Annotated in this window: 18 protein-coding genes; 17 read left to right on the top strand and 1 reads right to left on the bottom strand. The window is 50.8% G+C overall.

Annotated elements, in window-relative coordinates:
* Window positions 1–2: 2 nt before the first annotated feature.
* Window positions 3–2,414, bottom strand: coding sequence for a nitric-oxide reductase large subunit (locus HMPREF2981_RS09290; protein WP_070662574.1), 2,412 nt, complete (start codon window positions 2,412–2,414; stop codon window positions 3–5).
* Between the two features lie 459 nt (window positions 2,415–2,873).
* Here HMPREF2981_RS09290 and HMPREF2981_RS09285 point away from each other — a divergent pair, with 459 nt between their 5' ends.
* The 17 genes from HMPREF2981_RS09285 (at window position 2,874) to HMPREF2981_RS09210 (ending at window position 24,586) form a co-directional block, all read left to right on the top strand.
* Window positions 2,874–3,554, top strand: a complete 681-nt coding sequence (locus tag HMPREF2981_RS09285) for a lysophospholipid acyltransferase family protein (protein ID WP_004004596.1) — start codon at window positions 2,874–2,876, stop codon at window positions 3,552–3,554.
* Between the two features lie 91 nt (window positions 3,555–3,645).
* Window positions 3,646–5,619 carry an excinuclease ABC subunit UvrC gene (gene uvrC, locus HMPREF2981_RS09280; protein WP_070662571.1) on the top strand — a complete coding sequence of 658 codons (1,974 nt, stop codon included), beginning with the start codon at window positions 3,646–3,648 and terminating at the stop codon, window positions 5,617–5,619.
* A gap of 103 nt (window positions 5,620–5,722) precedes the next feature.
* A complete protein-coding gene (gene rapZ / locus HMPREF2981_RS09275) occupies window positions 5,723–6,613 on the top strand; it encodes an RNase adapter RapZ (protein ID WP_013399016.1) in 891 nt (296 codons plus the stop codon).
* The gene (yvcK, locus tag HMPREF2981_RS09270; protein WP_070662568.1) at window positions 6,613–7,683 is read left to right on the top strand and encodes a gluconeogenesis factor YvcK family protein; all 1,071 of its coding nucleotides are present in this window, start codon (window positions 6,613–6,615) and stop codon (window positions 7,681–7,683) included. Before rapZ ends, yvcK begins: the two co-directional genes overlap by 1 nt.
* Window positions 7,684–7,819: 136 nt before the next feature.
* On the top strand, window positions 7,820–8,785 hold the full coding sequence (gene whiA / locus HMPREF2981_RS09265) for a DNA-binding protein WhiA (RefSeq protein ID WP_070620247.1): 966 nt from the start codon (window positions 7,820–7,822) through the stop codon (window positions 8,783–8,785).
* A 469-nt stretch (window positions 8,786–9,254) separates the two neighbouring features.
* Window positions 9,255–10,259, top strand: a complete 1,005-nt coding sequence (gene gap / locus HMPREF2981_RS09260; RefSeq protein ID WP_070662565.1) for a type I glyceraldehyde-3-phosphate dehydrogenase — start codon at window positions 9,255–9,257, stop codon at window positions 10,257–10,259.
* 270 nt (window positions 10,260–10,529) lie between these two features.
* Complete coding sequence (gene pgk, locus HMPREF2981_RS09255) at window positions 10,530–11,753, top strand: phosphoglycerate kinase (RefSeq protein ID WP_048754071.1); 1,224 nt, start codon at window positions 10,530–10,532, stop codon at window positions 11,751–11,753.
* A gap of 114 nt (window positions 11,754–11,867) precedes the next feature.
* Window positions 11,868–12,935, top strand: a complete 1,068-nt coding sequence (locus HMPREF2981_RS09250) for a hypothetical protein (protein ID WP_246825436.1) — start codon at window positions 11,868–11,870, stop codon at window positions 12,933–12,935.
* A 28-nt stretch (window positions 12,936–12,963) separates the two neighbouring features.
* A complete protein-coding gene (locus HMPREF2981_RS11150) occupies window positions 12,964–13,326 on the top strand; it encodes a hypothetical protein (protein WP_246825435.1) in 363 nt (120 codons plus the stop codon).
* 142 nt (window positions 13,327–13,468) lie between these two features.
* Window positions 13,469–14,245, top strand: coding sequence for a triose-phosphate isomerase (gene tpiA / locus HMPREF2981_RS09245; protein WP_037230887.1), 777 nt, complete (start codon window positions 13,469–13,471; stop codon window positions 14,243–14,245).
* 84 nt (window positions 14,246–14,329) lie between these two features.
* On the top strand, window positions 14,330–14,719 hold the full coding sequence (locus HMPREF2981_RS09240) for a DUF6176 family protein (RefSeq protein ID WP_210398825.1): 390 nt from the start codon (window positions 14,330–14,332) through the stop codon (window positions 14,717–14,719).
* A gap of 290 nt (window positions 14,720–15,009) precedes the next feature.
* Window positions 15,010–16,632 carry a BCCT family transporter gene (locus HMPREF2981_RS09235; protein WP_070662559.1) on the top strand — a complete coding sequence of 541 codons (1,623 nt, stop codon included), beginning with the start codon at window positions 15,010–15,012 and terminating at the stop codon, window positions 16,630–16,632.
* A gap of 144 nt (window positions 16,633–16,776) precedes the next feature.
* Complete coding sequence (locus HMPREF2981_RS09230) at window positions 16,777–17,187, top strand: hypothetical protein (RefSeq protein WP_070448675.1); 411 nt, start codon at window positions 16,777–16,779, stop codon at window positions 17,185–17,187.
* A 122-nt stretch (window positions 17,188–17,309) separates the two neighbouring features.
* Window positions 17,310–17,567 (top strand): preprotein translocase subunit SecG, encoded by a 258-nt coding sequence (gene secG, locus HMPREF2981_RS09225; RefSeq protein WP_172461380.1) that lies wholly within the window; start codon window positions 17,310–17,312, stop codon window positions 17,565–17,567.
* Between the two features lie 247 nt (window positions 17,568–17,814).
* Window positions 17,815–19,194: an SWIM zinc finger family protein gene (locus HMPREF2981_RS09220; protein ID WP_070662555.1), complete on the top strand. Its 1,380-nt coding sequence runs from the start codon at window positions 17,815–17,817 to the stop codon at window positions 19,192–19,194.
* Between the two features lie 66 nt (window positions 19,195–19,260).
* The gene (locus HMPREF2981_RS09215) at window positions 19,261–21,915 is read left to right on the top strand and encodes a DUF6493 family protein (protein ID WP_070662552.1); all 2,655 of its coding nucleotides are present in this window, start codon (window positions 19,261–19,263) and stop codon (window positions 21,913–21,915) included.
* 22 nt (window positions 21,916–21,937) lie between these two features.
* Window positions 21,938–24,586 (top strand): DUF6493 family protein, encoded by a 2,649-nt coding sequence (locus tag HMPREF2981_RS09210; protein WP_070662549.1) that lies wholly within the window; start codon window positions 21,938–21,940, stop codon window positions 24,584–24,586.
* Window positions 24,587–24,588 lie beyond the last annotated feature (2 nt).

Genomic DNA, 24,588 nt, shown 5'->3' with positions numbered 1-24,588 from the left:
AGTCAGCCTCGACGATCGCTACGGTACGGACTGGTCTGTTCGGGAAGCTCGTCAGCAGCCTTAGCACCCGCAAACTCGGCAATGCGCTCGTCATCCACCAACTCGTATAGCGGCGGCTCGGGGAGCTCCAGAACAGTTTCTTTGTTCTTCTGTGAGAAGTACGAAGTTATACCTAACCATGCGAGTTTGATCAGTGGCATGATACCAGCCAAGAAGATCACGTCGCCTGGTAAGCGTATCCAGTCCATAATCACAGTTGAACCATCGTGAATAAACGCGAAGGAACGGGCCTCGTAGTAGCCTTCACCCACGGACTTATACAACTGAGCGACACCCAGCGGCAGAAGCGAAATGAAGACCATCCAGATCAGGCCGATGTTCAAGGCCCAGAATGAGAACTTCAGCCCCTTCTCAGGCCATTTATTCTCAGGAATCAGGTAACGCAACGCGAACACCGCGAAGGCCAGCGCCAACATACCGTACACGCCCATCATAGAGCCGTGCGCGTGGTTTGCGGTGAGTGCGGTGCCGATTTCGTAGTACGAAACAACCGGCAGGTTGATCAGGAAGCCGAAGACACCTGCGCCCAAGAAGTTCCAGAAGCCTACAGCAATAAGGAACATCACAGCCCAACGATGCGGGAACGGCTTGGTGCGGTTGGAGTACTGGCGAGCCCCCAACTGCATGAAGCCCCACGCCTCAACAGTCAGGAAGGTCAACGGAATAACCTCTGCTGCCGAGAAGAACGCACCGAATGCCATCTGTTCCGAAGGAGTACCAGCGAAGTAGGTGTGGTGCATAGTACCAACCACACCACCGGCGGAGTAGAGCACTGCATCCATCATGATGATGGAGATAGCGATGCGCTCGCGCACCACACCCAAGAGTACGAAGACGTAAGCAACCATCACAGTGGTGAAGAGTTCGAGGAAGTCTTCAACCCACAGGTGCACCACCCAGAAGCGCCAGAACTCGGCGACTGAGAAATGGGTGCGCTGACCAGCGAGCATACCCACGGCGTAGAACATCGGAATTGCTAGACCTGAGAAGAGGAACAACCAAGGCATGGAGGTTTTCTTCCCGCTCTTGAGGCGTGAGCTAAGGGTACGCCAAACAATCACAATCCAGATGAACATACCAGCGGTGAGCAGAATCTGGAAGAAACGCGGTAGATCAAGGTACTCCCACTGCTGCGCAAAGATAGTGTTCTCGGGTATCCAACCCTTTTGCGAGAACCATTCGTTGAGGAGCGAACCGAGCACCACAATAACCACGGCCACGAAGAGGATGACGGTGAGCAGACCTTGCTTCTTCGGCTCTTTGCGGGTAATAAGCGGGGCAATGAAGATACCACCAGCTAGGAACGCCGCAGCCGTCCAGAAGAGGGAGAGCTGTACGTGCCACGTTCGAGACACGGTGTAGGGCAGTAGCTCACCCATATTGATACCGAAGAACCCGTCTATTTCAACGCGATAGTGCTCGGTGAGAGCGCCCACCAAGGCTTGCAGGAGGAATAGAACAATAATCGTGATGAAGAAGAGTCCAGCTGCCTTCTGGGAGGGGGTGAGCTTAACTTCATCCGGCTGCCGGAAATCAAGGACTGGGGCTTCTTCGCCGTGCCAACCGATGGTGCGCGACCAACGACCATATATGGCAAACAACAAGCCGGTACCGCCAATGAGGGCGATGAGCGATAGAGCCGACCAAACCATGAGGTCTGCAGTAGGTTTATTATCAACGTTTGGTTCTGCGGGCCAGTTATTGGTGTAGGTGTAATCCTGGTTAGGACGCTCGGCGGCCGACGCCCACGCCGTCCACCCAAAGAATGCTGTCAAATCGTGCAGTTCTTCGTCGCTCTTAATAGCGTTAGGGAAAAGACCTAAGGAAGTATCACCACGGGTAAGGGTGTCCTTGTAGTGGTCTGTCATCAAGCTGAAACCCTTGGTCTGTCCTTCGGTCCAGGTAAGGGTTTTGCTGGATTCGTCGTATTTATTCTCGTGACGCCACTCGTTTTTAACGATTTCGCGCGGTTCTTGCTTGCCTTCTGAGCGGTATTTATCAACGGCGGCATCGGTGGTCTTGCGCAGGTATTCTGCGGTGAAGTCCGGACCGATGTACGCACCGTGACCCAGAACGGAGCCGTACTGCTGCAAACCGCGGCTCTGATAGAGCTCCTGACCATGCTGAATCTGCTCAGCAGTTGCGATAACTTTACCGTCATTGCCGACGATCTTATCTGGGAGCGGCATAGAGAGCGCGTAGGTGCGCATCGCCAAGACGGCCATGATGGTAAAGCCCAAGAGCATCACAAACGCTACAGCCTGTACCCAGCCTTTTCCAGCGTAGGCACCGACTGCATCCGTGCGGCGGGTGATCTTGGCGATCTCCCCGCGCGTTACGGTTTTCTTAGCCATTTTGATGTGTCTCCAGTGTGCGTGGATTGATTTTTGTTAGTGCTCGCGGCAAGCATCCCCATAATTAGGAAACCCACAGGGGCACTTAGTTTTATTCTTGCATTACGAATACGAATTTAGAAAGTTTACAGACACGGTGTCATTATTATGAAAGAAATTACACAGGTGAAGTAAGAATAGTTCTCATGTTGTGTATTGTTTGATATAATTTAGTACCTCATTTTTATTTTTAGGTGAGGCTTACCTAAGAATTAAGCTAGATTTTTGTACTCTAATCCTGGTGGGGTTCCTTAAGAATATGCATCTGCTTGAAATAATAAGAAAGTAAAGAAAACACTCCATAGGTTTTCATAATATCTTTGCTGATCCCGAAAAAGTTACTACAAGCGTCAAGCCTATAAAATCTGTATGGAATAATAAAGAACGGAGAAAACCACCAGAACCATAAGGAGTTCGGACATGCTGGCGTACAAGGCAGGGCAAAAAGTAGTAACGGGGCTACTGCGCACTGTATTCAGGGCACGGGTGACCGGGCTTGAGCATTTCCCAAAGAAGGGGCCCGTAATTGTGGCATCTAACCATTTATCCTTCCTCGACTCCATTATTATCTCTGCTATGATGCCCCGCCGAGTAGCATTCCTCGCGAAGGCGGAGTACGTAAATACACCGGGTATTCGAGGCAAGGCCATGAAGGCCTTTTTTGAAGCCGTAGACATTATCCCCGTGAACCGCTCCGACCGTTCGGAATCCCTTAAAGCACTCGATCTAGCTCTTGAAAAACTTGAAGAGGGTAAAGTCTTCGGTATCTACCCTGAAGGTACACGATCTCGTGACGGGTTTTTATACCGCGGCAAAATTGGTGTAGCCTGGCTAGCCCATATGACTGGAGCACCAGTAGTTCCTGTGGGTCTTATCGGAACCGAACGTCTGCAGAAGCCCGGCTCAAATATGATTTACCCTCACCGGTTTACCATCCGCGTGGGGGAACCCATGCATTTTGAGAAGACCGGCGAGAAAATGACCGGTAAACAGCGCCGTCAGACCACCGACCACATCATGGATGCTATCGCTCAGCTCTCGGGCCAAGCCCGGAAGGACGAATACAACGTTTCGCCCTCCGCCGAGCGTGACGCAGGGTAGCGCTTGCCAGTCTAAAAACGAGTACACTTAACCGCGCATCCTGATTATGGATGCGTGGTTATTTTTCAGTACTACACCGTGAGGAGCGTTCGTGGCAGATCCCCAGAGCTATCGCCCAGCCTCCGGCGATATCCCAACGCACCCCGGTGTATACCGTTTTCGTGATTCCCACGGCAGAGTTATATACGTGGGTAAAGCAAAAAACCTGCGCAACCGACTGAGCAGCTATTTCGTAGCCCCAGAACGGCTGAGCCCGAAAACCTACGCTATGGTGCATACTGCCGCCAGCGTGGAATGGACGGTGGTTGGCAGCGAGCTGGAATCTCTACAGCTTGAATACACCTGGATCAAAGAATACAAACCCCGCTTTAACATAGCGTTCCGCGACGATAAATCTTATCCCTACCTTGCAGTCACAATGCGTGATAAATTCCCGCGAGCGCAGATCATGCGCGGTGATCGTAAAAAAGGTGTGCGGTACTTTGGTCCTTACTCACAAGTGTGGGCTATTCGTGAAACTTTAGATGCGCTTCTGCGCGTATTCCCGGTGCGTACCTGCTCGGAGGGAGTCTTTAAACGTGCCGAGGCTTCGGGACGCCCGTGTCTTTTAGGGTATATCGATAAATGCGCAGCACCGTGTGTAGGGCGTGTGAGCACCGAAGAACACCGTGAACTAGCGGATGGGTTGTGCCGTTTCATGGCAGGGGGTGCCGAAAAATTTATTACCCAGCTTACCCGACGTATGAAAAAAGCTGCAGCCGATATGGACTTCGAACGTGCAGCTGTATTACGTGACGATATTACCGCGTTAACAAAGGCATTTGAACGTAACGCCGTGGTTTTATCGGACTCTGTTGATGCTGATCTTTTCGCCTTTGCTCAGGACGAGTTAGAGGCATCAGTGCAGGTGTTCTTCGTGCGCGGTGGGCGTATTCGAGGCCAACGTGGCTGGATCGTTGAGAAGGTTAACGATGGTGGTGAAACCGAGCTGATAGAGCAGCTTCTCGTTCAGGTTTATGGTGAAATGGCAGCAAATATTGCTAGCGCTGCAGCTTTCGACGAAGATTCCGGGTTAGACGCTACACAACATGAGATCCCCCGACAGATTTTAGTTCCTACTATGCCGGAGAATACCCAGCAGCTTCAGGAATGGCTATCAGGTGTGCGTGGTGCCAAAGTCGATATTGCAGTACCGCAGCGCGGCGATAAAGCGGCACTGATGAAAACGGTCGCCGAGAACGCCCAACATTCCCTGACCCTGCACAAGAGCCGTCGTGCTGGGGATATTACCACCCGTTCAGCGTCGCTCGTGGAGCTCCAAGAAGTCTTAGAACTACCGGACCCGCTCATGCGCATAGAATGCTACGACATTTCCCATGTGCAAGGTACTAACGTGGTAGCCTCTATGGTGGTCTTTGAAGACGGCATGCCCAGCAAAAGTGCCTACCGTAAATTCTCGATCACAGGGGATGCTGCTCGTGACGACACCGCCAGTATGTATGACGTCATCACCAGGCGATTTAAACGCTATCTCGCCGAGCAGCAGCAACGTGCGGAAGCACCTTTGTCCTCGGGAGAAGTTGCGGCGGATAGCTCGGCACAAGAACCAGCTAAATTCGCGTATCCGCCTAATCTGGTCTTAGTTGATGGCGGTCCACCTCAAGTTGCAGCCGCCCAGTCCGCCCTGAGTAACCTCGGCATTGAGGATATCTACGTGGTAGGTATCGCAAAGCGTCTCGAAGAGCTGTGGTTACCTGACGATGATTTCCCAGTGATTCTGCCCCGCACCTCTGAAGCGCTATACCTTGTGCAGCGTATTCGCGATGAGGCACACCGTTTTGCTATTACCTTCCACCGCGCAAAACGAGGTAAAGCTATGGTGGCTTCTGCTTTGGACTCTGTGCCCGGACTAGGCAGTGTCAAGCGTGCGGCGCTTATTAAACATTTTGGGTCGGTTGCTAAAGTACGGAACGCCTCGATTAAAGAACTCCAACAGGTTTCAGGGGTAGGACCTGCGCTCGCGCAAAAAGTGCATGACCACCTCAACCAAAAGGAAACTGCCTGAGGCAGCACCCCGGGTATTTATGCACAGATAGCCGTCCGCCATAAGGGGTTGTCTAGTATGATGGAGAACTAAAGACAATTCGTATCAAAGGAGAAACTGCATAATGAGTGACGAATTGCTAAATAAATCGCAAAAACCCCAGATATTGGTAATTACCGGTATTTCAGGCGCAGGTCGTAGCACTGTTGCTAATGTCCTTGAGGATGAGGGCTGGTATGTGATTGATAATATTCCGCCACAAATGCTGGAATCGATCGCGGAACTCGTTACGCAGGACGGCGCCAAAGTTCCGAAGGTTGCACTGGGGATTGACGTACGAGCCCGCGCGGTTTTCGACGACTTACCAGCGGCTATTGAAACTCTTCGCAAATCTGACGTTGATTTCTCGATGCTCTTTCTAGACGCCAAAGATGAAACTATCGTGGCTCGCTATGAGGCACAGCGTCGCCCCCATCCGCTTCAAGGAGAAGGTCGCGTACTTGACGGTATACGTGCCGAACGTTCCCTCTTCGAGGGGCTTCGACTCGCCTCTGACCGCACGATTGATACCACGGGCATGAACGTGCACGAGCTTGCACGTACAGTACGCGAGATGTTTGCTGACGGACCGGATAAAAAACTTAACCTTACTGTCATGAGCTTTGGGTTCAAACATGGATCACCCACAGACGCAAATTTCATGGCAGATATGCGCTTTATTCCAAACCCGCACTGGATTCCTGAATTGCGTCCGCTCACCGGACAGGATGCCCCAGTACGTGACTACGTGCTCAGTAACTCTGGGACTGAGGAATTTATCAGCAACTACTTGGAAGCTCTGCGTCCGGTTCTGGAAGGGTACCGTCGCGAAGGAAAATACTACGCTACCATCGCTATAGGATGCACCGGCGGGAAACACCGCTCGGTTGCTGTCACGGAAGAAATCGCTCGGCGCTTGAGCGCGTTCCCTGAAGTTAACGTACACGTATTACATCGTGATAAGGGGCGTGAGTAATGGTACGCATCGGTTATTCACCTGACCTGCCTGTCGGCTCTGACACCCAGGGAATCCCGAAACTACCCGCGTTACCAACTCAGGCTTTACGGCTTCTTAAAAGTACTCACCGCGTTACCAAAGTAACAGCTTTGGGGGGTGGGCATGGACTTTACGGTTCGCTGTCCGCGCTTCGGCATGTCACAACAGATCTAACGGCTGTAGTAACAGTTGCCGATGACGGAGGCTCATCGGGTCGCCTGCGTAAAGAGATGGGCGTACTTCCTCCGGGAGATTTACGTATGGCTCTCTCGGCCCTTTGCGATGATACCGATTGGGGGCGAACGTGGCGAGACGTTATGCAGCATCGTTTTAGCGCGCCCGAGGGGTATAATGATGAGTTTCCTCTTGAATATCATGCCCTTGGAAACCTGCTTATTACGACGCTCTGGCAGCTTCTCGAAGACCCTGTTGCCGGGCTTGACTGGGCGGGAGCTCTGCTCAACGCCCGTGGTCGGGTGCTTCCTATGGCATTGGATCCTATGGTGATTTATGGTACGGTGCTACGGGAACATGCTGGCGGTGGCATCGAACGGGTGCGTATTAGCGGGCAGGTTAACCTCTCAAAAGAAAAGCAAGTGCACGATATTGGGCTTACTCCCAAAGACGCGCGCCCATGTCCGGAAGCGCTAACCGCTATTGAGGAATCCGATTGGGTAATATTAGGCCCAGGGTCGTGGCGCACCTCCGTTTTGCCGCACTTGCTGTTAGAAGCACAGCGCGATGCTATCTGCCGTACAGAAGCTATGCGCTGTGTGGTTATGAATCTTTCGGATGACGAAGAAACCGCTGGATTCACCCCAGCCGCACATTTAGCACTCTTGAAACGATACGCCCCGAGTCTTCGATTGGACGCGGTCATTGCTGATGACGAAACACCCAAGTCTGTACGTAGCGAACTGGAACGAGAATCAGAATCTATGGGAGCGCGTGTGATGTGGGCACCCGTACGAGCATCAGCTGAAAACAATGTACATAATCCTCTGAAACTTGCAGCGGCTTATCACGAACTATTTTCGTTCAAGTTTTAGAGGTAAGGAGCGTGGAATTTATTTTCTATTTATGCCACCTCAAGATAAACCGTTTCTCTAAGTAGAGCGTGTAGCATAGCTGAGTGCATTATCAGCACATCACATCATACGAACCTCACGGTGGGAAGGAACAACAATGGCTCTTACCGCGCTCGTTAAGGATGAGCTGGCCAGATACGAAACGAGCAAAGCATCAGTACGTAAGGCGGAAATTTCGACTATTCTGCGCTTTACTGGTGGTTTGCACATCGTTTCTGGGCGGATTGTTGTTGAGTCAGAAGTTGATTCCGAACAGACCGCGTTACGCATGCAGCAAACCATTGCTGAAATATACGGGCATGAGGCTGAGATAACGAGCGTCAGCGGTGGCGGTTTACGCCGCGGCGGGCGTTATATAGTGCGTGTTGACGCCGGGGGAGAAGCCCTTGCTCGACAAACCGGTCTTTTAGATTTGCGCGGCCGCCCGGTGCGGGGGCTGCCGCCTGCTGTTGTCAATGGCTCCATTCAGGACGCCGAAGCGGTCATGCGTGGTGCTTTCTTGGCACATGGATCGCTCACAGAACCTGGTCGCTCATCAGCAATCGAATTTACATGCCCGGGGCCGGAAGCAGCGCTTGCTCTTGTGGGAGCGGCCCGGCGTTTGGAAATTATTGCTAAAGCGCGTGAGGTTCGTGGAGTGGATCGTGTTGTGGTTCGCGATGGCGAGACTATAGCCCGGCTTTTGGAGCGTATGGGGGCTCAGGACGCCCTTAAAGCGTGGCGCGAGCAGCGTACCCGTAAGGAAGTTCGGGCGACCGCGAACCGTCTGGCAAACTTTGATGATGCAAATCTGCGTCGTTCTGCTCAGGCAGCTGTGGCTGCGGGTGCCCGTGTAGAACGTGCTTTGGAGATCCTAGGAGACGATGTTCCAGATCATCTGCGTTATGCGGGCGAGCTGCGTGCCATGAATAAGCAAGCCTCTTTGGACGAGCTGGGACGTATGGCAGATCCTCCTCTGACGAAGGATGCGATCGCTGGACGTATTCGTCGTTTGCTAGTCATGGCCGATAAACGTGCAAAAGAACTGGGGATTCCTGGAACTGAACTCCCGAAGTCTTCATAAGTAATTGTCGTGTCAAGGGCGGGTTATCTGAACTCTCTACAGATAACCCGCCCTTCTGTTGCGCAAAAAATTTTTATAGGCAAGCTAATACTACTGTGATGCGGTGGCGCGTGGGGTCGTGCGCTCTTTCATAGAAGAGAAGGATCTAACTATAAAGTCTTTATGTATATTTTTTCTTAGTTTGACATCAGTTGCGTTTGAGTAGCTACAACCATATCCCAACATAAAGAGCCGCTGAATTCAACGTAAAACAACAGAAAACAAAGAGTTTTTGGTCAATTTCGTAATGTAAATCACAAAAATACCTGATAAAAACACACCCAAACGCACATAAACTAAGGTACGATTATAACAACACCGGCGGACACGCAACCAGCGTGAGACGAAAGACTCTAGAGACTCTTGCATGAGACCCATGAACAATGGCTCTAGTCCGTCAAACTCAATGCACTGACAAGGAGATACTCCAGTGACTGTACGCGTAGCTATCAACGGTTTTGGTCGCATCGGCCGCACTTTCTTCCGCGCCGCGCGCGCTGAGGCTGAGGGCTTTGAGATCGTAGCAATCAACGATCTTACCGACCCGAAGACTCTTGCCAACTTACTTAAGTATGACTCCATTATGGGTCGCCTGGGGGTCGACGTAGAGGTCAAGGATGATGTACTGGTTGTCGACGGCAAGGAAATTAAGATCCTTGCTGAGCGCAATCCCGCAGATCTTCCTTGGAAGGACCTCGGCGTAGATGTTGTGCTTGAGTCTACCGGTTTCTTCACCGAAGGTTCAAAAGCACAGGCGCACATTGATGCCGGCGCTAAGAAGGTTATTATTTCTGCACCCGGCAAGAACATTGACGGTACCTTCGTGATGGGCGTGAATGACGACCAGTACGATCCGCAGAACCACCACATTGTCTCCAACGCATCCTGCACCACCAACTGCCTGGCTCCTTTGGCAAAGGTTCTCAACGATTCCTTTGGCATTGAAAAGGGCCTGATGACCACTATCCACGCATACACTGCTGACCAGCGTCTGCAGGATGCCCCTCACTCCGACCTGCGTCGTGCACGTGCAGCAGCTGTCAACATGGTTCCCACCTCCACCGGTGCAGCAGCAGCAGTTGGCCTCGTGCTTCCCGAGCTCAAGGGTAAACTGGACGGTTTCGCAGTTCGCGTTCCTACCATTACCGGCTCCATTACCGACCTTACCTTCACCGCATCCCGCGAGGTTACTAAGGAAGAAGTTAATGCGGCTCTGAAGGCAGCAGCTGAGGGTCCGATGAAGGGCATCATCAAGTACAGCGAGGATCCCATCGTTTCGAAGGACATTGAGGGCGAAGGAATCTCCACTATCTTTGATGCGCCGCTGACCAAGGTTATTGGCGACCAGGTGAAGGTTATCGCTTGGTACGACAACGAGTATGGTTATGTATCCCGCTTGGTAATGTTCACCAACAAGGTTGTGGCTTCTCTCTAAGCCTATCTGCGCAAGGATAGCTACTTTACGAGCTGACGAGGAGAACCCCAATTCTACAGCATGTTTTTACCGTAGAGTTGGGGTTTTCTTGTACCACGAAGTAAAAATGAGGCGTGTATGTATGGAATATCGGTAGAACTTGCTTAAACCACCATCCGCGCCGCACCAGGCTAAAACTTGGTCATTTCAGCAGACTTACGGCTGTGTGACCACCAGAATTTTGTATTATTGAAAATACACACATCCCCACTAATGTAGGAGGAATTTCCCATGGCTAAGGCACTTGCAGAGCTGCTTGATGAAGGCGTAACGGGGCGTTACGTGCTGGTTCGTTCCGATCTTAACGTTCCCCTAAAAGACGGCGTGGTAACCGATGACGGTCGTGTGCGCGCATCCCTTCCTGTTATTGAAAAATTGGCTAAAGCTGGTGCTCGCGTTATTGTAACTGCGCATCTTGGGCGTCCCAAGGGTCAGGTAGATCCCCAGTATTCGATTGCCCCTGCGGCTGCGCGCCTTGCCGAGCTTGCATCCGTACCTGTAAAGGTAGCGGCAGATCTTGTGGGTGAGGACGCAAAGGCGAAGGCCGCGGACCTCAAAGACGGTGAAGTCCTTGTTCTTGAGAACGTGCGTTACGATGCTCGGGAGACTTCTAAGGACGATGCAGAGCGTGGTGCATTTGCAGATGAGCTCGTTGCTCTCACCGGTAAAAATGGCGCATATGTGGATGACGCATTCGGCGCTGTTCACCGCAAGCATGCGTCAGTTTACGATGTAGCGAAGCGTCTGCCCGCGTACCTTGGCGACCTTGTTAAGAAGGAAGTTGATGTTCTCTCAAAGGCTCTTAATAATCCCGAGCGTCCCTTCGTCGTCGTCATGGGCGGTGCGAAGGTCTCTGATAAACTTGCCGTGATCGACAACTTGATTGGCAAGGCAGATTCCATTCTTATTGGTGGCGGCATGGGATATACGTTCGCCTATGCGCAGGGTTACGAGGTCGGTAATTCCCTGCTTGAAAAAGACCAAGTTGAGACTGTAAAGCGTTACCTAGAAGAAGCTCCCAAGAAGGGAACTGAAATCGTGACCGCTGTTGATGTTGTCTGGGCTGATGACTTCTCGGCAGAGGCTAACACTGAGATTCGCCCCGTCGAGGATCTCACCGGCGGTAAACTCGGCGCCGAAGCAGAAGGTCTAGATATTGGACCGAAAACTCGTGAACTCTTCGCAGAGAAGATTAAGAATGCGAAGACTATTTTCTGGAATGGTCCGGTGGGCGTCTTTGAAATTGCTCCCTTTGCTGGTGGTACGAAGGCCGTTGCAGAAGCAATTGTTGAGTCTGATGCATTCTCCATCATCGGTGGTGGCGACTCTGCATCGGCTGTGCGCAACCTTGGCTTTGCTGACGAACAGTTCGGACACATCTCTACGGGTGGCGGTGCATCGCTCGAATACATTGAGGGTAAGACCCTGCCCGGTTTGGACGCTCTAGGCGCATAACTCTTATCGCGCTGCCGCTAGGAAAACGCACCCGGCTCTCAACCTCAAGGACGTGCCGGGTGCGTTCCTATATGCTCATAGACAGCCATAACCCACATCGCAAGGATACATTCCATGGGATTTTTCTCTAAATACTTTGGTTCCCGCGAAGCTACAACAGTCACAGACTATGAACGTGAAGTGCAGCAAGAAAGACAGGTATCTGCTCAAAGTCTAAAGGAACCTCGGAAGGCAGACGAAGCTAAAGTCGCATCAGCTTCAGAACATCGGGATTATTTGTATGGTGCCTCTGCCGATAATTTGTCAGATTTTTGGGAAAACTCGGCAGCTGATCGGGATCACAAACTGACTATCACCATGCTGCAAGCACAAAAATCTAGGGATATTATTCAGACGCTAGTAACTGACCTTGAAGATCACCTGGACGAGCTCCCTAGTTATCTAGAGAAAACCGTGACGGAGCTTCATCAGAAAACCACTCAAGCGCTCCTGAGCTACTACACTTATAACGCTGCATGGGAGATAGACCCACAGAACCCAGAACTTGCTGAATATTATTTTCCGGGGTATCACGCAGCATGCGATACTGTGAAAGTTGCTTACCGGTGTCTGCAGAATAATATCTGGAATACTACTAATATCTCGGGGCAACAACACGAGATGATACGTATTTTATTTGAACGTGTGCAAGATACGGCGCAGATTATTCCAGAGATTATGCCAACAGTTATAGATTCCCCGGTAGTCATGGCTCCATCAGACGCATTTCTTATTTCTGTAGAAGAACGCCAGAGCATTCTGAAGACAGGACAGCGTCTTGCCCAAGAAGCAATAGTACGCACTCAGCATCTTGTACAAAAAGCCGAGTCACAGCGTGAAACAAGCCTCTATGACCTTGCACTCGCTTATGAATCGGGTGCTTCAGATCTTGTACTTGCCCTTGAAAACTATGCAGACTGTGCGCGGGAGAGCCAACTGCTGCATGTTGATTTTGTTACTGCATTTCGTCAAGTGGTGAGAATTTTGCGGGAGACTTCTGACGATGAACAGTACGTTCATATACTCGAATATCTCGCGAGATTAGAGTCTATATCGATAAGAGCATTGGAAGATTACTCTCTTGCTGACGACGCTGATACTGTGCTCTACACTTCTGGTTCTTGTGCAATCGGATGTTCCTGAACAGACCTTTACAGAGATTTTGGGCTGTTTGCTTGAACCGTACCGGCGCTACCTCACAATGCTGCTGACTCAGTGGGATATCTATGCTCTAGGAAATTTTGCTCCGCTTATGGTAGCGACCTATGCGATGTATACCCATGCGCGTATATGTTATGAGGAAGCATTGGCTGAGAATGGAAATACCCTACAGGCCTGGAGCCTCGCCCACAGCGCTCATGAGGCGATCGTGATGGCGCATCGTTATGCGTACACTGATTACCGTGAGATGTTTCAAGATTACGACGAGGAAGAACTTGATGCTCTAATACTGCAGAACATGTCGGAAAATACTCGGGAATTCTTCATACAGGAGACAGAACAAATGGCAAACGCCTGGAAACTTGATCTGTAGCTTTTCGGAGTAGGCCTGACTAGCCTAAAAATCCAGATAAAACCTAGAGCATTTAGTGTTTTTTGAGTGATCAAACCATTAAAATAGAAGATAGAAATTTCCGAATCTATACCCTGATTTTTTGGGGGATTGGAGCGAAAATATGTCGCGCAAACCGCTGATCGCCGGTAACTGGAAGATGAATCTTAACCATGCTGAAGCCGTTACGTTGGTTCAGAAGCTAGCATGGACTCTTGATGATTCGAATTTTGATTTTACAAAGACTGAAGTAGCGGTATTCCCTCCCTTTACCGATATTCGCTCTGTACAGACCCTCGTTGAAGGTGACAAACTGAGTATTGAATATGGTGGTCAGGATCTTTCTATACATGAATCCGGTGCATACACCGGAGAGATCTCTGGTGCTTTTTTGAAGAAACTTGGTGCGAAATACGTTCTCGTAGGACACTCTGAGCGTCGCACTTACCATCACGAAAGTGATGAACTATGCGCTGCTAAGGTACAGGCTGCTTACACCTATGATTTGACTCCGGTACTGTGCGTTGGTGAAGCCCTGGAAGTTCGTGAGGCTGGCACTCATGTGGACTTTACCCTTGAGCAACTTCGCGGTTCTATTGCAGGCTTGAGTGCCAATCAAGCAGAAACTCTCGTGGTTGCGTATGAACCTGTATGGGCAATTGGCACTGGTAAGGTCGCAACTGCCGATGATGCGCAGGAAATGTCTGCGGCTATACGTGCTGAATTTGAAAAGCTCTACTCCGCAGACGTTGCTCAGAAGGTTCGTATTCTCTACGGTGGATCGGTTAAGTCTTCTTCGGCGCCCTCTATTATGGGGAAGGAAGACGTGGATGGTGTGCTGGTAGGTGGCGCATCCCTTCAAGCTGAAGAGTTTGCAGCAATTGCGCGTTTTGATGCATAGCTAAGCAGCAATTCGTACTTAAAGGCGTCTAGCATACGTGTATTCGTGCGCTAGGCGCCTACCATTTTGTGTAATGTTACGAACATGAACAGAAATATTCTCATTCCATATTTAGAGAGGCTGATATTGATGCAGGTTGAGCTCACCAGATTTCGGGTGCGAAAAGGTCAAGAAGAGCGAGCTGTAGAATGGATGCATTTTCTTCGCCAGAATATGGATGCCGTTGAGCAGACTTTAGCGCCCGAGAAAATGTATGTCGAAACGATCTTTTCGGAGGTTCGTGATGGGCATATGTACTTGTACTGGTACAGCGTACAGGGGCAGGGAGCACAACCTGTAGAAGAATCAGAGCACTGGGTGGATAAGGAGCATTTAAGATTCTGGCGCGAGGTTATTGACCCTACTCCGGGAGAAAATCTAACGATGGAGGTTCTGATGATGCTACCAGATGTTCGTAAAGTTGCCTCAGGGTAAGAGAATGTAGCTTTGGAGCACAATAGGCGGTACCTAAAATTTTTTCTGTAAAAATGTGGAAAGTTAGCGATTTTCGGTATAGATCTACGGCTAATATTATTATAATAATATCTAAAATATAACAAAATGATTAAGGGTTTTGAGTTATTTTGATGCAGTTAGCTGTGTTTTATTTAAATTTAATTTAATTAAATATGATTTAAATTATTTTTATGTCTTTAAAATGTGTGGTTTTGTAAAATCTTTGAGATTTGTTACACTTGTGCCTAAGCGTTTTAGGAGGGTGAGATATGAAATCACGCAAGTATACGTCTGTTTTTATTGGTTCATTAATTATTTCATTAATATTAGTGGCTCTGGGCTTTGTTCCGGGTTACGGGGAAATTGCCGAAAATTGGAGGTCACTGATCGGGACTGACTTCGGTTGGTTCTACCTCTTGCTTGTAACTCTTATTGTATTTGTCTGCGGCTTCTTTGTTTTAAGTCCTATGGGACAGATTAAACTGGGGGAGCCGGACTCAAAACCTGAGTATTCAACCGGATCATGGATTGCTATGCTTTTCTCGGCGGGTATGGGTATTGGTCTGGTCTTCTATGGTTCAGCTGAACCGCTTTCGCACTTTGCTAGCAAAACCCCGCATGCTGAACCCGGGTCACAGCAAGCAATGGCGGACTCTTTTCAATTTACCTTCTTCCATTGGGGTATTCACGCCTGGGCTGTGTACGGTATTGTCGCTATGGCTCTGGCATATTTTGGATTCCGTAAAGAAGAAAAGTATCTTCTCTCGGTAACTCTTAAGCCCCTTTTTGGTAAAAAAACTGATGGTTGGCTTGGCTATATTATCGACATTATTACTGTGGTAGCTACGGTTATTGGTGTGGCGACTACACTTGGCTTCGGTGCTATCCAAATCAATGGTGGGTTGAGCTATTTAACTCATAACGCTATTCCCAATGAAATGTGGGTGCAGGTCATTATTATTGTTGTGACCACCGGACTTTTTGTGCTTTCAGCTCTTTCCGGTTTGGGTAAAGGTATCAAAATTCTCTCAAACGTGAATATGGTTTTGGCTATTGCGTTGCTGGCAATCTCTATTGTGGTAGGACCCACCGTCAAAATCTTTGATAACATGACGGAATCTATCGGTCTATACCTACATGAATTCTTTGGAATGAGCTTCCGAACTGCTGCATTCAATAGTGGTGAACGTTCTTGGATTGATACCTGGACCATCTTCTACTGGGCATGGTGGATTTCCTGGTCTCCCTTCGTTGGCATCTTTATTGCTCGTATCTCCAAAGGCCGTTCAATCCGTGAGTTTATTACTGTAGTACTTCTGATACCTACCGTCTTGAGCTTTATCTGGTTCTCCGCATTCGGTACTATGGCGAATACGGTACAGCAAAATGGAACAGCAGATCTGACGAGTCTGAAAGTTGAAGAGACGCTCTTTGGTACGTTTAGTCATTACCCATTGGGCATACTTATGTCGATCATCGCAATTGTTCTGATCTTTACCTTCTTCATTACCTCGGCAGACTCAGCAACTTATGTGTTGTCGATGCTCTCTGAAGATGGGAAGCTTATACCTACAAACGGTAAAAAGGTTGTGTGGGGTGCTATTGTTGCTGGTATCGCTATGGCACTGCTCTTCGCCGGTGGTCTGAAGGCCTTGCAAAGTACCTTGATTATTATTGCATTGCCATTCGCAGTTGTTATTGCGCTTATTGTGGTTGCATTGATAGTTGAGGTATATCACGAGAAGGTTCAGATGGGTCTGTCGATCTCGCCTAAACGGTACCCCGAAAAGGGACAGCCCTTCAAGTCATATGAACCTTACGAGGATAAAGATTCTGAAGATGCTCAGGTATTAGAAAAGTCTGAGGCAAAGGCAGCCGGAAAAAAGGTATAAATCTTTAGCCTTGTAAAATAAAAGACCTTCCCAGGTGTCGGTTATCACTCTTGGGAAGGTCTTTTATTTATGGAGTAGCAAACTGTAGCTACCCTATAAGCTAAGTTCCTGCATCCCGGAAAATCGACCCGTTAGACTTTAACTATGTTTGCAATTGTATCCCTTGTTGTTGCAGGTCTTTTGGCGGTCATAGTGGTCCTCATTATTCGAGGCCGACGAGTCTCTGCACCTACCGCGGAGACTCCGCAGATCGTGTATTTTGAAAATAAACGTGATAGCTTCCTGGACTGGCTGTACCATCGTACAAGTTCCCCAGAAGTGCCCGTTCAGGTAAAACTACGCGATTGGGTAGACTTGGGATTCTATGCCGAAGGCGGCAACTACTGGGGTGTAGCCCAACAATTTACGTACTATCTTGTTCAGGGCGGTTATGTTTACGCTTACGATACTGAGGGAAATCCACTTGATGCGGGGCGAGCACTGCGAGACCGTCCAGATGCATTTCAGCTTACCCCCAGCGAATATCAGCGGCGTGTCACTCAGTTTAGGCAGTAATTTAGCCCTTCGCTCTACGCGTTATTACGTGTTAGAGAATGACCACAGAGTCTCTATACCGTATAGTTATTAAAGTCTGCCATGGGACAGGCTTTATTATCGACCTATTAGGAAGGCCCGCTGTGGACATCATTATGAATGTGCTTTTGGTAGTCATCGTGATTACCAGCATTATCACCGTGCTTCTGGTGCTCTTGAACCGCGGTCAGGGTGGTGGCTTGTCCGATATGTTTGGTGGCGGTATGACCAGCTCACTGAATTCTTCAGGTATGGCTTCTAAGAACCTAATCCGTCTGACCATTACAGTTACCGTTATTTGGGTTATTGCCGTGGTGCTTTACGGCCTAGCACTACGTTTTAACGGACAGTTCGTCATATAGACTTTATATATTTCAAGAAGCCCCGGCAGGTACATCTGCCGGGGCTTCTTATATGTCCTACTGTAGTAATTATGGAGATTGTCGGTGCATAAGATGACGGAGGATCAAGTCATGACGAGTATCTGATATAGAGACAAGTAGATAATATTTTCCCTAGGATGACGGAAAAGATGCCAAAACTTTCGGGGTTCAGGCATAGTAGTGATAAGGCGAAAACCTAGCATATCCAACCACTGAAGGGATCGCCATGGCACAGACTCTAACCTATACATATCTAAACCCTTCTTTACTGCATGAACAAGACGGCAGTCTTGGACTTGCTTTAGCAACTAGCGGTGGCAGCACACCGGAAGGCGCGGCGGCACACCCTTACTTCTTCTCAGGATTCATGGAGCACCCTGATGTAATCGCGGCGTCGCTATTGGTGGTTGCGCGCGTGGCCCGCACCCGCTACTACACCCCACCCGGCATGGTCGCCGCCATTTTGCGGGCTGCCGACCCGGTAGTGACCAGCACCAGCGAGGGACTCCGGTTTGAATCCTTTAGCGCCTGCTGCGGTGTCTACGCCCGACTTGACGTAGACTCCTCCGCCCTAGATGCTACCCACAGTGCTGTGGGCGTGACAAATGTGGACGTGAATCCGCCGCTTCGCACTGCTTTAGCTTCTCTCCGGGCTGGCGAACCTCTCCACATGGATGTGGGGAATGAAGGGTTGCTGACCACCACCCTAGACGGTGAAGTGAAGGAAGATAAAGTGCCCCTGCCAGTACGCTGGCTCAAAGGGTTCGCCGAAACACAGATGCTCTCATCCCTGATGAAGCCCACTCATTCTCTGGACGCGGCAGCAGCTCGCATGTTCATCCAGGGGCTGCCGCGCCGATCCGCCACGAAAAGCGTCATGTGGGCAACCCGTGCGGTGCGTTCACTGAGGCTGGCTACCCGAGCCACCGTTGGGTCGGTGTGTGTGGCCGGACCGGAGCGGCTGCGGGCGCTTGAGCCGCTCATCCGATTCATGACCCGCCTAGAAGCATACAGCGAACCGGTCACCTCAGGTAACACCCCGGTGTCAAGCGTGTGGGTGGCCCACTTGCCAGGCGCGCGCCTGAGCATTGGGCTGAGCCCCGAAAAATCACGCGGATTCTCAGGAGAAGGTTCTGTGTTGCAGGCGCTCTCCAATCCGTCAGTTGCTGAAAATGCAGATATGCTCAGTGTGCTTCTGTCCTTTGAGCCGCGTATTGAGGTGCCCGTCATGTCTGCACGCAGCGGGCTGAACGATACTCAAGTACGCGACGCCCTCGCATTACTGGCATCCTCCGGGCAGGTCGGTTTTGATGTGCAGGCGGGGGAGTACTTCCACCGGCCGCTGCCCGTGCAGGCGGATGCTCTGCAGGCTATGCATCCGCGGCTGGTGGGCGCGCAGAAACTGGTGGACTCCAGCGCGGTGCGGGATGATGAAAGCGGTACTTACCGTGTACAGTCGCGGGATACGTTCTACACGGTAACCCCTGCCGAGAAAATCGAAGAATACCGGTGTACCTGCCCGTGGTGGGTGAAATACCGGGGCACCCGAGGACCCTGCAAACATGTACTGGCGGTAAGTATTAAACGTCGTGGCAGGCTATATTAGCCCGATACCGGGTTGCATCCGTAAAGAAGCATATTTTCCGTACACACCCAAATATACAAACAGGTAATGATGGATGAGAAGAACTATTCGCAGCACACGAGCCTTGGAGAGCGTCGTGCACACCTTCGGGAGCTCATGAAACGTGACGACGCAACCGTTGAGGATTATCACGCGGTGATTAGCGGGGCGGCAGAGGAAGAACGCGCGTCGTTGGCCAGGACGTTATCGCCCACGAAACTTGCGAAAGCCCGAGGGGAGAAAGCAGCTTTGGCCGCATATGCAGTAGGGGCTTTAACCTCTTCGACTCCGCGTGCGGTAAGGATCATAAGTGAACTTTTTCATCCTCTTCGAGATGAGAATTTTAATATTATTCCTGAGCCGCCTATGCCTGCTACTGAGCAGCTCTGGGAATTCTTAACTCAAGGGGTAATAGAACGATCCGATGAGCGGGTTCTGCATTTTGTTGAAGAATGTTCAGACGATTGGTCCATACGTTCCTGGACACACCTCAATAAACTTATGCGTGAACATTCGCTGACGAGCTTATCGCCAGGGTATCTTTGCATGGTGATGAATGCCGTCCCACACGTGAGAGAAAAGTCTGCGGAAGAGTATCAGAATATAGAGCAGTTCTTCCGTCACGATCCTGTGCTGCTGGAACGAGAATTTTGGGATGCTTTCACAGCTGAAGGGGTACTCGCACAGTCTAGGTGGGATCCCACCTTGCAGCCTGAATATCGAAGTTCGTCGTCATTTTCGGCTCTTGCTCAGGTCATGTGCGAAACTTTTCCAGATATTCGTCCCAGGTTCTTGGATGAAACGCTCAAAGGTCTCCTGCGCGACTACTCGGCCCACCATGTGCGGCATTTTTATCGGTCCCATGCTGCTCTGCAGCCAACACCTCAAGAAATTAAGGAGCGTTTTGCGCTCTACCTTTCGGTGCTGGGGACGGCGTATAGCCCAGCTATCGCCATGGCGCAAGATCTGCTGGAGCAGGCAGTCTACGAGCTTTCCGACGCGCAAGCACGTGAGCTCATTGAGGTTTCAGCAACAGTGCTGACGCGCACCGAAAAGAAAATTCTGCATGCTCAGATACGGCTTCTTTCTCTACTGCTTAAAGTCCACCCCGAATGTACTGAACAAGTAAGCCAGACAGTACAGGATGCTTTCAAGTCTATGCCCTTGGATCTTCAAGACAAGGCCCAGAAGCTCATCAACGATTCGGTGCAGGAGCCACCCATACCTCAGAACGCAGCGGGGAGCATCACGGTACCGGATATCACCCCGAAGGATCGTGAACCGCAGGGGTGCTTGACGCCTCGACCGCCTATTACTACGGATCGGGAACTAATGGAATGCCTGGCAGCAACCTTCCAAGGAGGCGATGGCACCGATATTCCGCGTATCCTGGAGTACTTGGAACATGCCGAGAGTCTGGAAATAAACGATGCAGAGCAGAAGCTTCTCTGGGAAGCTCGTGAACTTCTCATAGAAGAATCATTCGGTATTTATACCCTCTCCAGCCCCAATATCCCGTACCTTGCCATTGCGGCACTCATCAAAAGCGGGCAGATACAACACGCTGATATTGCTAAGATACCGATCATCCCAACCTGGTATAAAGAACGTCTCTACCTAAGCGATGAGCACGGGGACCCGGTGATAGTAGATGAACAGACGGCTAAGAAGTATCACCCTCGTCCCTTTAACGTAAAAGCTACAGGGACAGAACTTCATCTCAATGAGCGCGGACCTCACATGCTGCTGATGGAGCAGTTGTTCGCCCTGATTTTTGCGGATCAAGACGCAGAAACCAACATAGTGGCCGCGCCTTTTGCGCCCCAGCGAGTAGCCCTTGAACGCACTACGGGTACAGTCCTCACCCAGTATTGGGAATCGCTATATCTTGCTCGGGAGTACAGCTTCCCTCTGCAATTCCCGCTGTGGGTTGGAACAGATACACCCGATGCTGCCGCGCTCTCCATTGAAGCTGCTGCGTTTAACACCAATAGCACGCAAATCGAGTACGTGCACCGTATGGTGGAATCAAAATACTATCCTTCGTACCGCACGGTCATGGGGTGGTACGGCTGGCTGATGCAGAACAACCCAGATATTTTCAGCGCACAGACCATGCCTATTCTTGTGGCAGCTATACATGCCCATAATGCTTATGGCGCCGATATCATCATGCGCATCCTAGGCGATATGCACCGAGTACTGGGCGCTGCCTCCTACAGCTCACTCGGGCTTGGTGCCAGCGCTAAAACTACCGAGGTGCGTGCCAATGCTGCGGAGGCGCTCGCCTCCCTGGCAGATCGGGGCATGGTCGATACCGCTTTATTCGCCGAAGAACTGTGTTGGCTGTTGGGTCAGCACCATGTGATGGCTCAACGAATTGAGCAGACATTTAGGGATGCTGCGTCGATTAGCCCCTTGGCGGGCTGGCGGATTATGCAGGTACTAGAAGGCATACTGCCTGCCGTGGGCGAGGTGAACAGAGGCGGTACGCTGGTGCAGCTTTTAGCGCAATTAGCGGGGGAGTACGGTGTCAGTATCGAGATTCCTGAGGTTTTGCGGCCCAAAATGAAAGGATCGACCGTGCTGGCGAAAAGTCTGCGTGCGCTTGAAAAGCTGCAGCCTCATCCGACCGAGCTTGCGGAGCAGGCCCGAGACCAAGCCCAAGAACTGCTGGACCAACACCGCTGCGCACAACCCTAAACGCAGAAACTGAGAGCCCGTTATGACACCAAAAATACCGCAACCTAGTCTTACGGAACGTCGCGCCCGCCTGCGGGAGTTGCTGAAACGTGACGATGCCACCTTCTGGCAATACCATGAAGTTCTCACCGGTGCCACCGAGGATGAGCGCAAGAGCCTTGCACGCACACTTTCCATTAAAAAGCTCATAGACCGCTACAGCCGTGAAGGAACGACCGAGCAGCGGCTTGTGTGCGTCTACACGGCGGCCGCACTGGGTGGAACCTTCAAACATGTGGGTGTTGAGCTCTTAAACCTCATCGGCCGGGGATTACCCGGTGAGGCGAACTGGAAGTTTTCAACCGCTGAATCGGAACAATACCTTAGCCAACGCACAGAAGCCATGATGCTTGGACTCAGCGAACGTGATAACACCTGGATAACCGGGTTCGTTAACGAGCGTGGCTATGGCAGGTTTGGTTACGACTTGCCCACGCTCTGGGTGCAGATACATCAGCTTCTTCACGAACGCGGACTTACCAATACCACGCGCTCCTACCTCTGGGGGTTCGTGACGGCCGTTCCTGACATGTACATTGGCTCATCCGAGAACCGGGAAGAGGTTATCTCTTTCTTCAAGAACAACCCTCAGACGCTAGAACACGAAATGTGGGCGTGTTTCACAGATGAAGGGCTTCTGCGGAAAGAGTGGTCAGGGCGTGAAAACGCGGACACGCTCGCTCTCTTCCACATGCTGCAGGAGAATTTTGACGGATTCCGTGACCGCCTGCTTACTGAATGTCTGAAGGCGATGCTCCGCGACTTTTCTGCCAAGAACACCAGTATCTTTCACCACATCTATCGGGGGATGAACCCCACCCCAGACGAGAACCTTGGTAACACCAATCTGCTCACCTCAGTGCTCACTACCGTTCCCTCAACCTCCGTGGGATTGGCTCAAGAAATGTTGATGTCATGCGTCGAAAAGCTGACCGAACCCCAGATTCATGACTTACTTAATGTCTCTCGCACCGTGATGCTTCGCACCGAGAAGAAAATACTCCGGGCGCAGATCGCACTCCTTGGCGCTATTGCTAGAACGCACCCCGAGTATACTCAAGATGTGGACGGCTTGATGAGGGAAACCGCAGAATCTCTTCCGCCTGATCTGCAGCCCGCTGCGCAAACACTCATGTCTCCTGCTGAAGCCGCGGCGGATAAAACTAGCGCACCGTCTCACGCGGAGCAAGTAATGGGCAGCGTCATGATTCCCGAGAATCTGCCGCAACTTTTAGAGCAGCACGTTTCAACCCCACAGGTGCATATTTATAAGAGTGATGCTGAGTTTATGGATGGTCTTATTCCCTGTCTCCAAGGCACAGGTGACGGTTCGCAGCTCCCGCAACTCATTGATTATTTAGCGCATAATCCTCGCATTACTCTTGATACGGCCCAGCAGGACTTTCTAGCTGAACGATGCGTGAATTCCGGTATCCGCTCGGGTACTCATGCGTTAGGCAACTATCTGATGTACCGGGTGATTGCCCCGCACCGAAAACTTTTTAAAAAACTGCCGCAAGGTTTTACCGGGTACCGGCATGAATTCCATACCGACCCCCAGACTGGCGAAACCATCCAGCCCTACCAGGTTGAACACACTGGATCTCCGGGGCGTCAAAAACCCCGTATAGAGAAAACGACCACAAATTATCGTGGACCGGCGGGGCTCTGTCAAGAGCAGATTAACTGTTTAGAACATCCAGAAAACCTTGTATTTGCGCCTATACCTCACGCAGAAGAGAGCACCTGGACACGCCATGTTGAACCTCTCACTTACCGCCCGCGTCCTCACAATATGTACGACCAAGCCTATGCTGAGGCTCCTAACGGCAGCCTGATGATGTGGCTTATTGAAGATCACGAACTACCGACCGCACAGATGCCTTTCGCACAGGCGGCTCTGAACACGGCAGGCATTCCGGAAGAGTTTATGCACCGTGCTGTTCAGGCAATCGACGATTTTCACTGTACCCTTATGCAATGGTATGCGTGGCTTCTGCAGAATAACCCCAATACATTGGCAGCGCAGAGCATGCCGTTCGTCACTACAACAGGATTCCAGAAACACGTCAAGGGGCTTGACGCCCTACTGGATACCATCACCCACACACATCAGGTTCTGCAAGACCCCGCCTATTCCGTGTTGGGCTGGCTAACTGGTGCAGCAGCAGCTGAGCACAGGGCTCTCACCGCCGAATCTATTGCCGCTCTTGCGGGTCGCGGAATGCTTGACACTTCTTTACTTGCGAATGAACTGGCCTACCTGCTCCGAGGGGGATGGGTTAAACCGATACGGGCAGCCAGCTGTTTACAGGACGCTGCATCCATTAGCCCGCTGGCGGGGTGGCGAATTGTGCAGGTGCTAGAGAACATGCTGCCTATGGTAGGTGAGATAAATCGGGGCAGTGCCCTGGTGCAGCTTTTAGCGCAATTAGCAGGGGAGTACGGGGCGAGTATCAAGATTCCTGAGGTTTTGCGGCCCAAAATGAAGGGTTCAACTGTGCTCGCGAAGAATCTGCGGGCGCTCGAAAGGTTAGAACCGCATCCGACTGAGCTTGCGGAGAAGGCGCGGCAAGAAGCAAGTAACCTCAATACTTTCAATAGGGTGAATGAGACTAGGGACGCGAAATAAAA

This window comes from Rothia sp. HMSC069C01, assembly GCF_001814655.1.
GTDB classification, from domain to species: Bacteria; Actinomycetota; Actinomycetes; order Actinomycetales; family Micrococcaceae; genus Rothia; species Rothia dentocariosa.
The sequence above is the reverse complement of the archived record's forward strand: the minus strand, read 5'-3'. Positions and strand labels throughout refer to the sequence as shown.

Excerpts from the sequence above, each read along its gene's own strand:
- rapZ (WP_013399016.1), top strand. The coding sequence starts at position 5,723 with ATGAGTGACGAATTGCTAAATAAATCGCAAAAACCCCAGATATTGGTA.
- tpiA (WP_037230887.1), top strand. The coding sequence starts at position 13,469 with ATGTCGCGCAAACCGCTGATCGCCGGTAACTGGAAGATGAATCTTAAC.
- whiA (WP_070620247.1), top strand. The coding sequence starts at position 7,820 with ATGGCTCTTACCGCGCTCGTTAAGGATGAGCTGGCCAGATACGAAACG.
- HMPREF2981_RS09230 (WP_070448675.1), top strand. The coding sequence starts at position 16,777 with ATGTTTGCAATTGTATCCCTTGTTGTTGCAGGTCTTTTGGCGGTCATA.
- HMPREF2981_RS09290 (WP_070662574.1), bottom strand. The coding sequence starts at position 2,414 with ATGGCTAAGAAAACCGTAACGCGCGGGGAGATCGCCAAGATCACCCGC.
- HMPREF2981_RS09240 (WP_210398825.1), top strand. The coding sequence starts at position 14,330 with ATGAACAGAAATATTCTCATTCCATATTTAGAGAGGCTGATATTGATG.
- HMPREF2981_RS09215 (WP_070662552.1), top strand. The coding sequence starts at position 19,261 with ATGATGGATGAGAAGAACTATTCGCAGCACACGAGCCTTGGAGAGCGT.
- HMPREF2981_RS09235 (WP_070662559.1), top strand. The coding sequence starts at position 15,010 with ATGAAATCACGCAAGTATACGTCTGTTTTTATTGGTTCATTAATTATT.
- HMPREF2981_RS09250 (WP_246825436.1), top strand. The coding sequence starts at position 11,868 with ATGGGATTTTTCTCTAAATACTTTGGTTCCCGCGAAGCTACAACAGTC.
- HMPREF2981_RS09285 (WP_004004596.1), top strand. The coding sequence starts at position 2,874 with ATGCTGGCGTACAAGGCAGGGCAAAAAGTAGTAACGGGGCTACTGCGC.
- pgk (WP_048754071.1), top strand. The coding sequence starts at position 10,530 with ATGGCTAAGGCACTTGCAGAGCTGCTTGATGAAGGCGTAACGGGGCGT.
- yvcK (WP_070662568.1), top strand. The coding sequence starts at position 6,613 with ATGGTACGCATCGGTTATTCACCTGACCTGCCTGTCGGCTCTGACACC.
- HMPREF2981_RS09210 (WP_070662549.1), top strand. The coding sequence starts at position 21,938 with ATGACACCAAAAATACCGCAACCTAGTCTTACGGAACGTCGCGCCCGC.
- HMPREF2981_RS09220 (WP_070662555.1), top strand. The coding sequence starts at position 17,815 with ATGGCACAGACTCTAACCTATACATATCTAAACCCTTCTTTACTGCAT.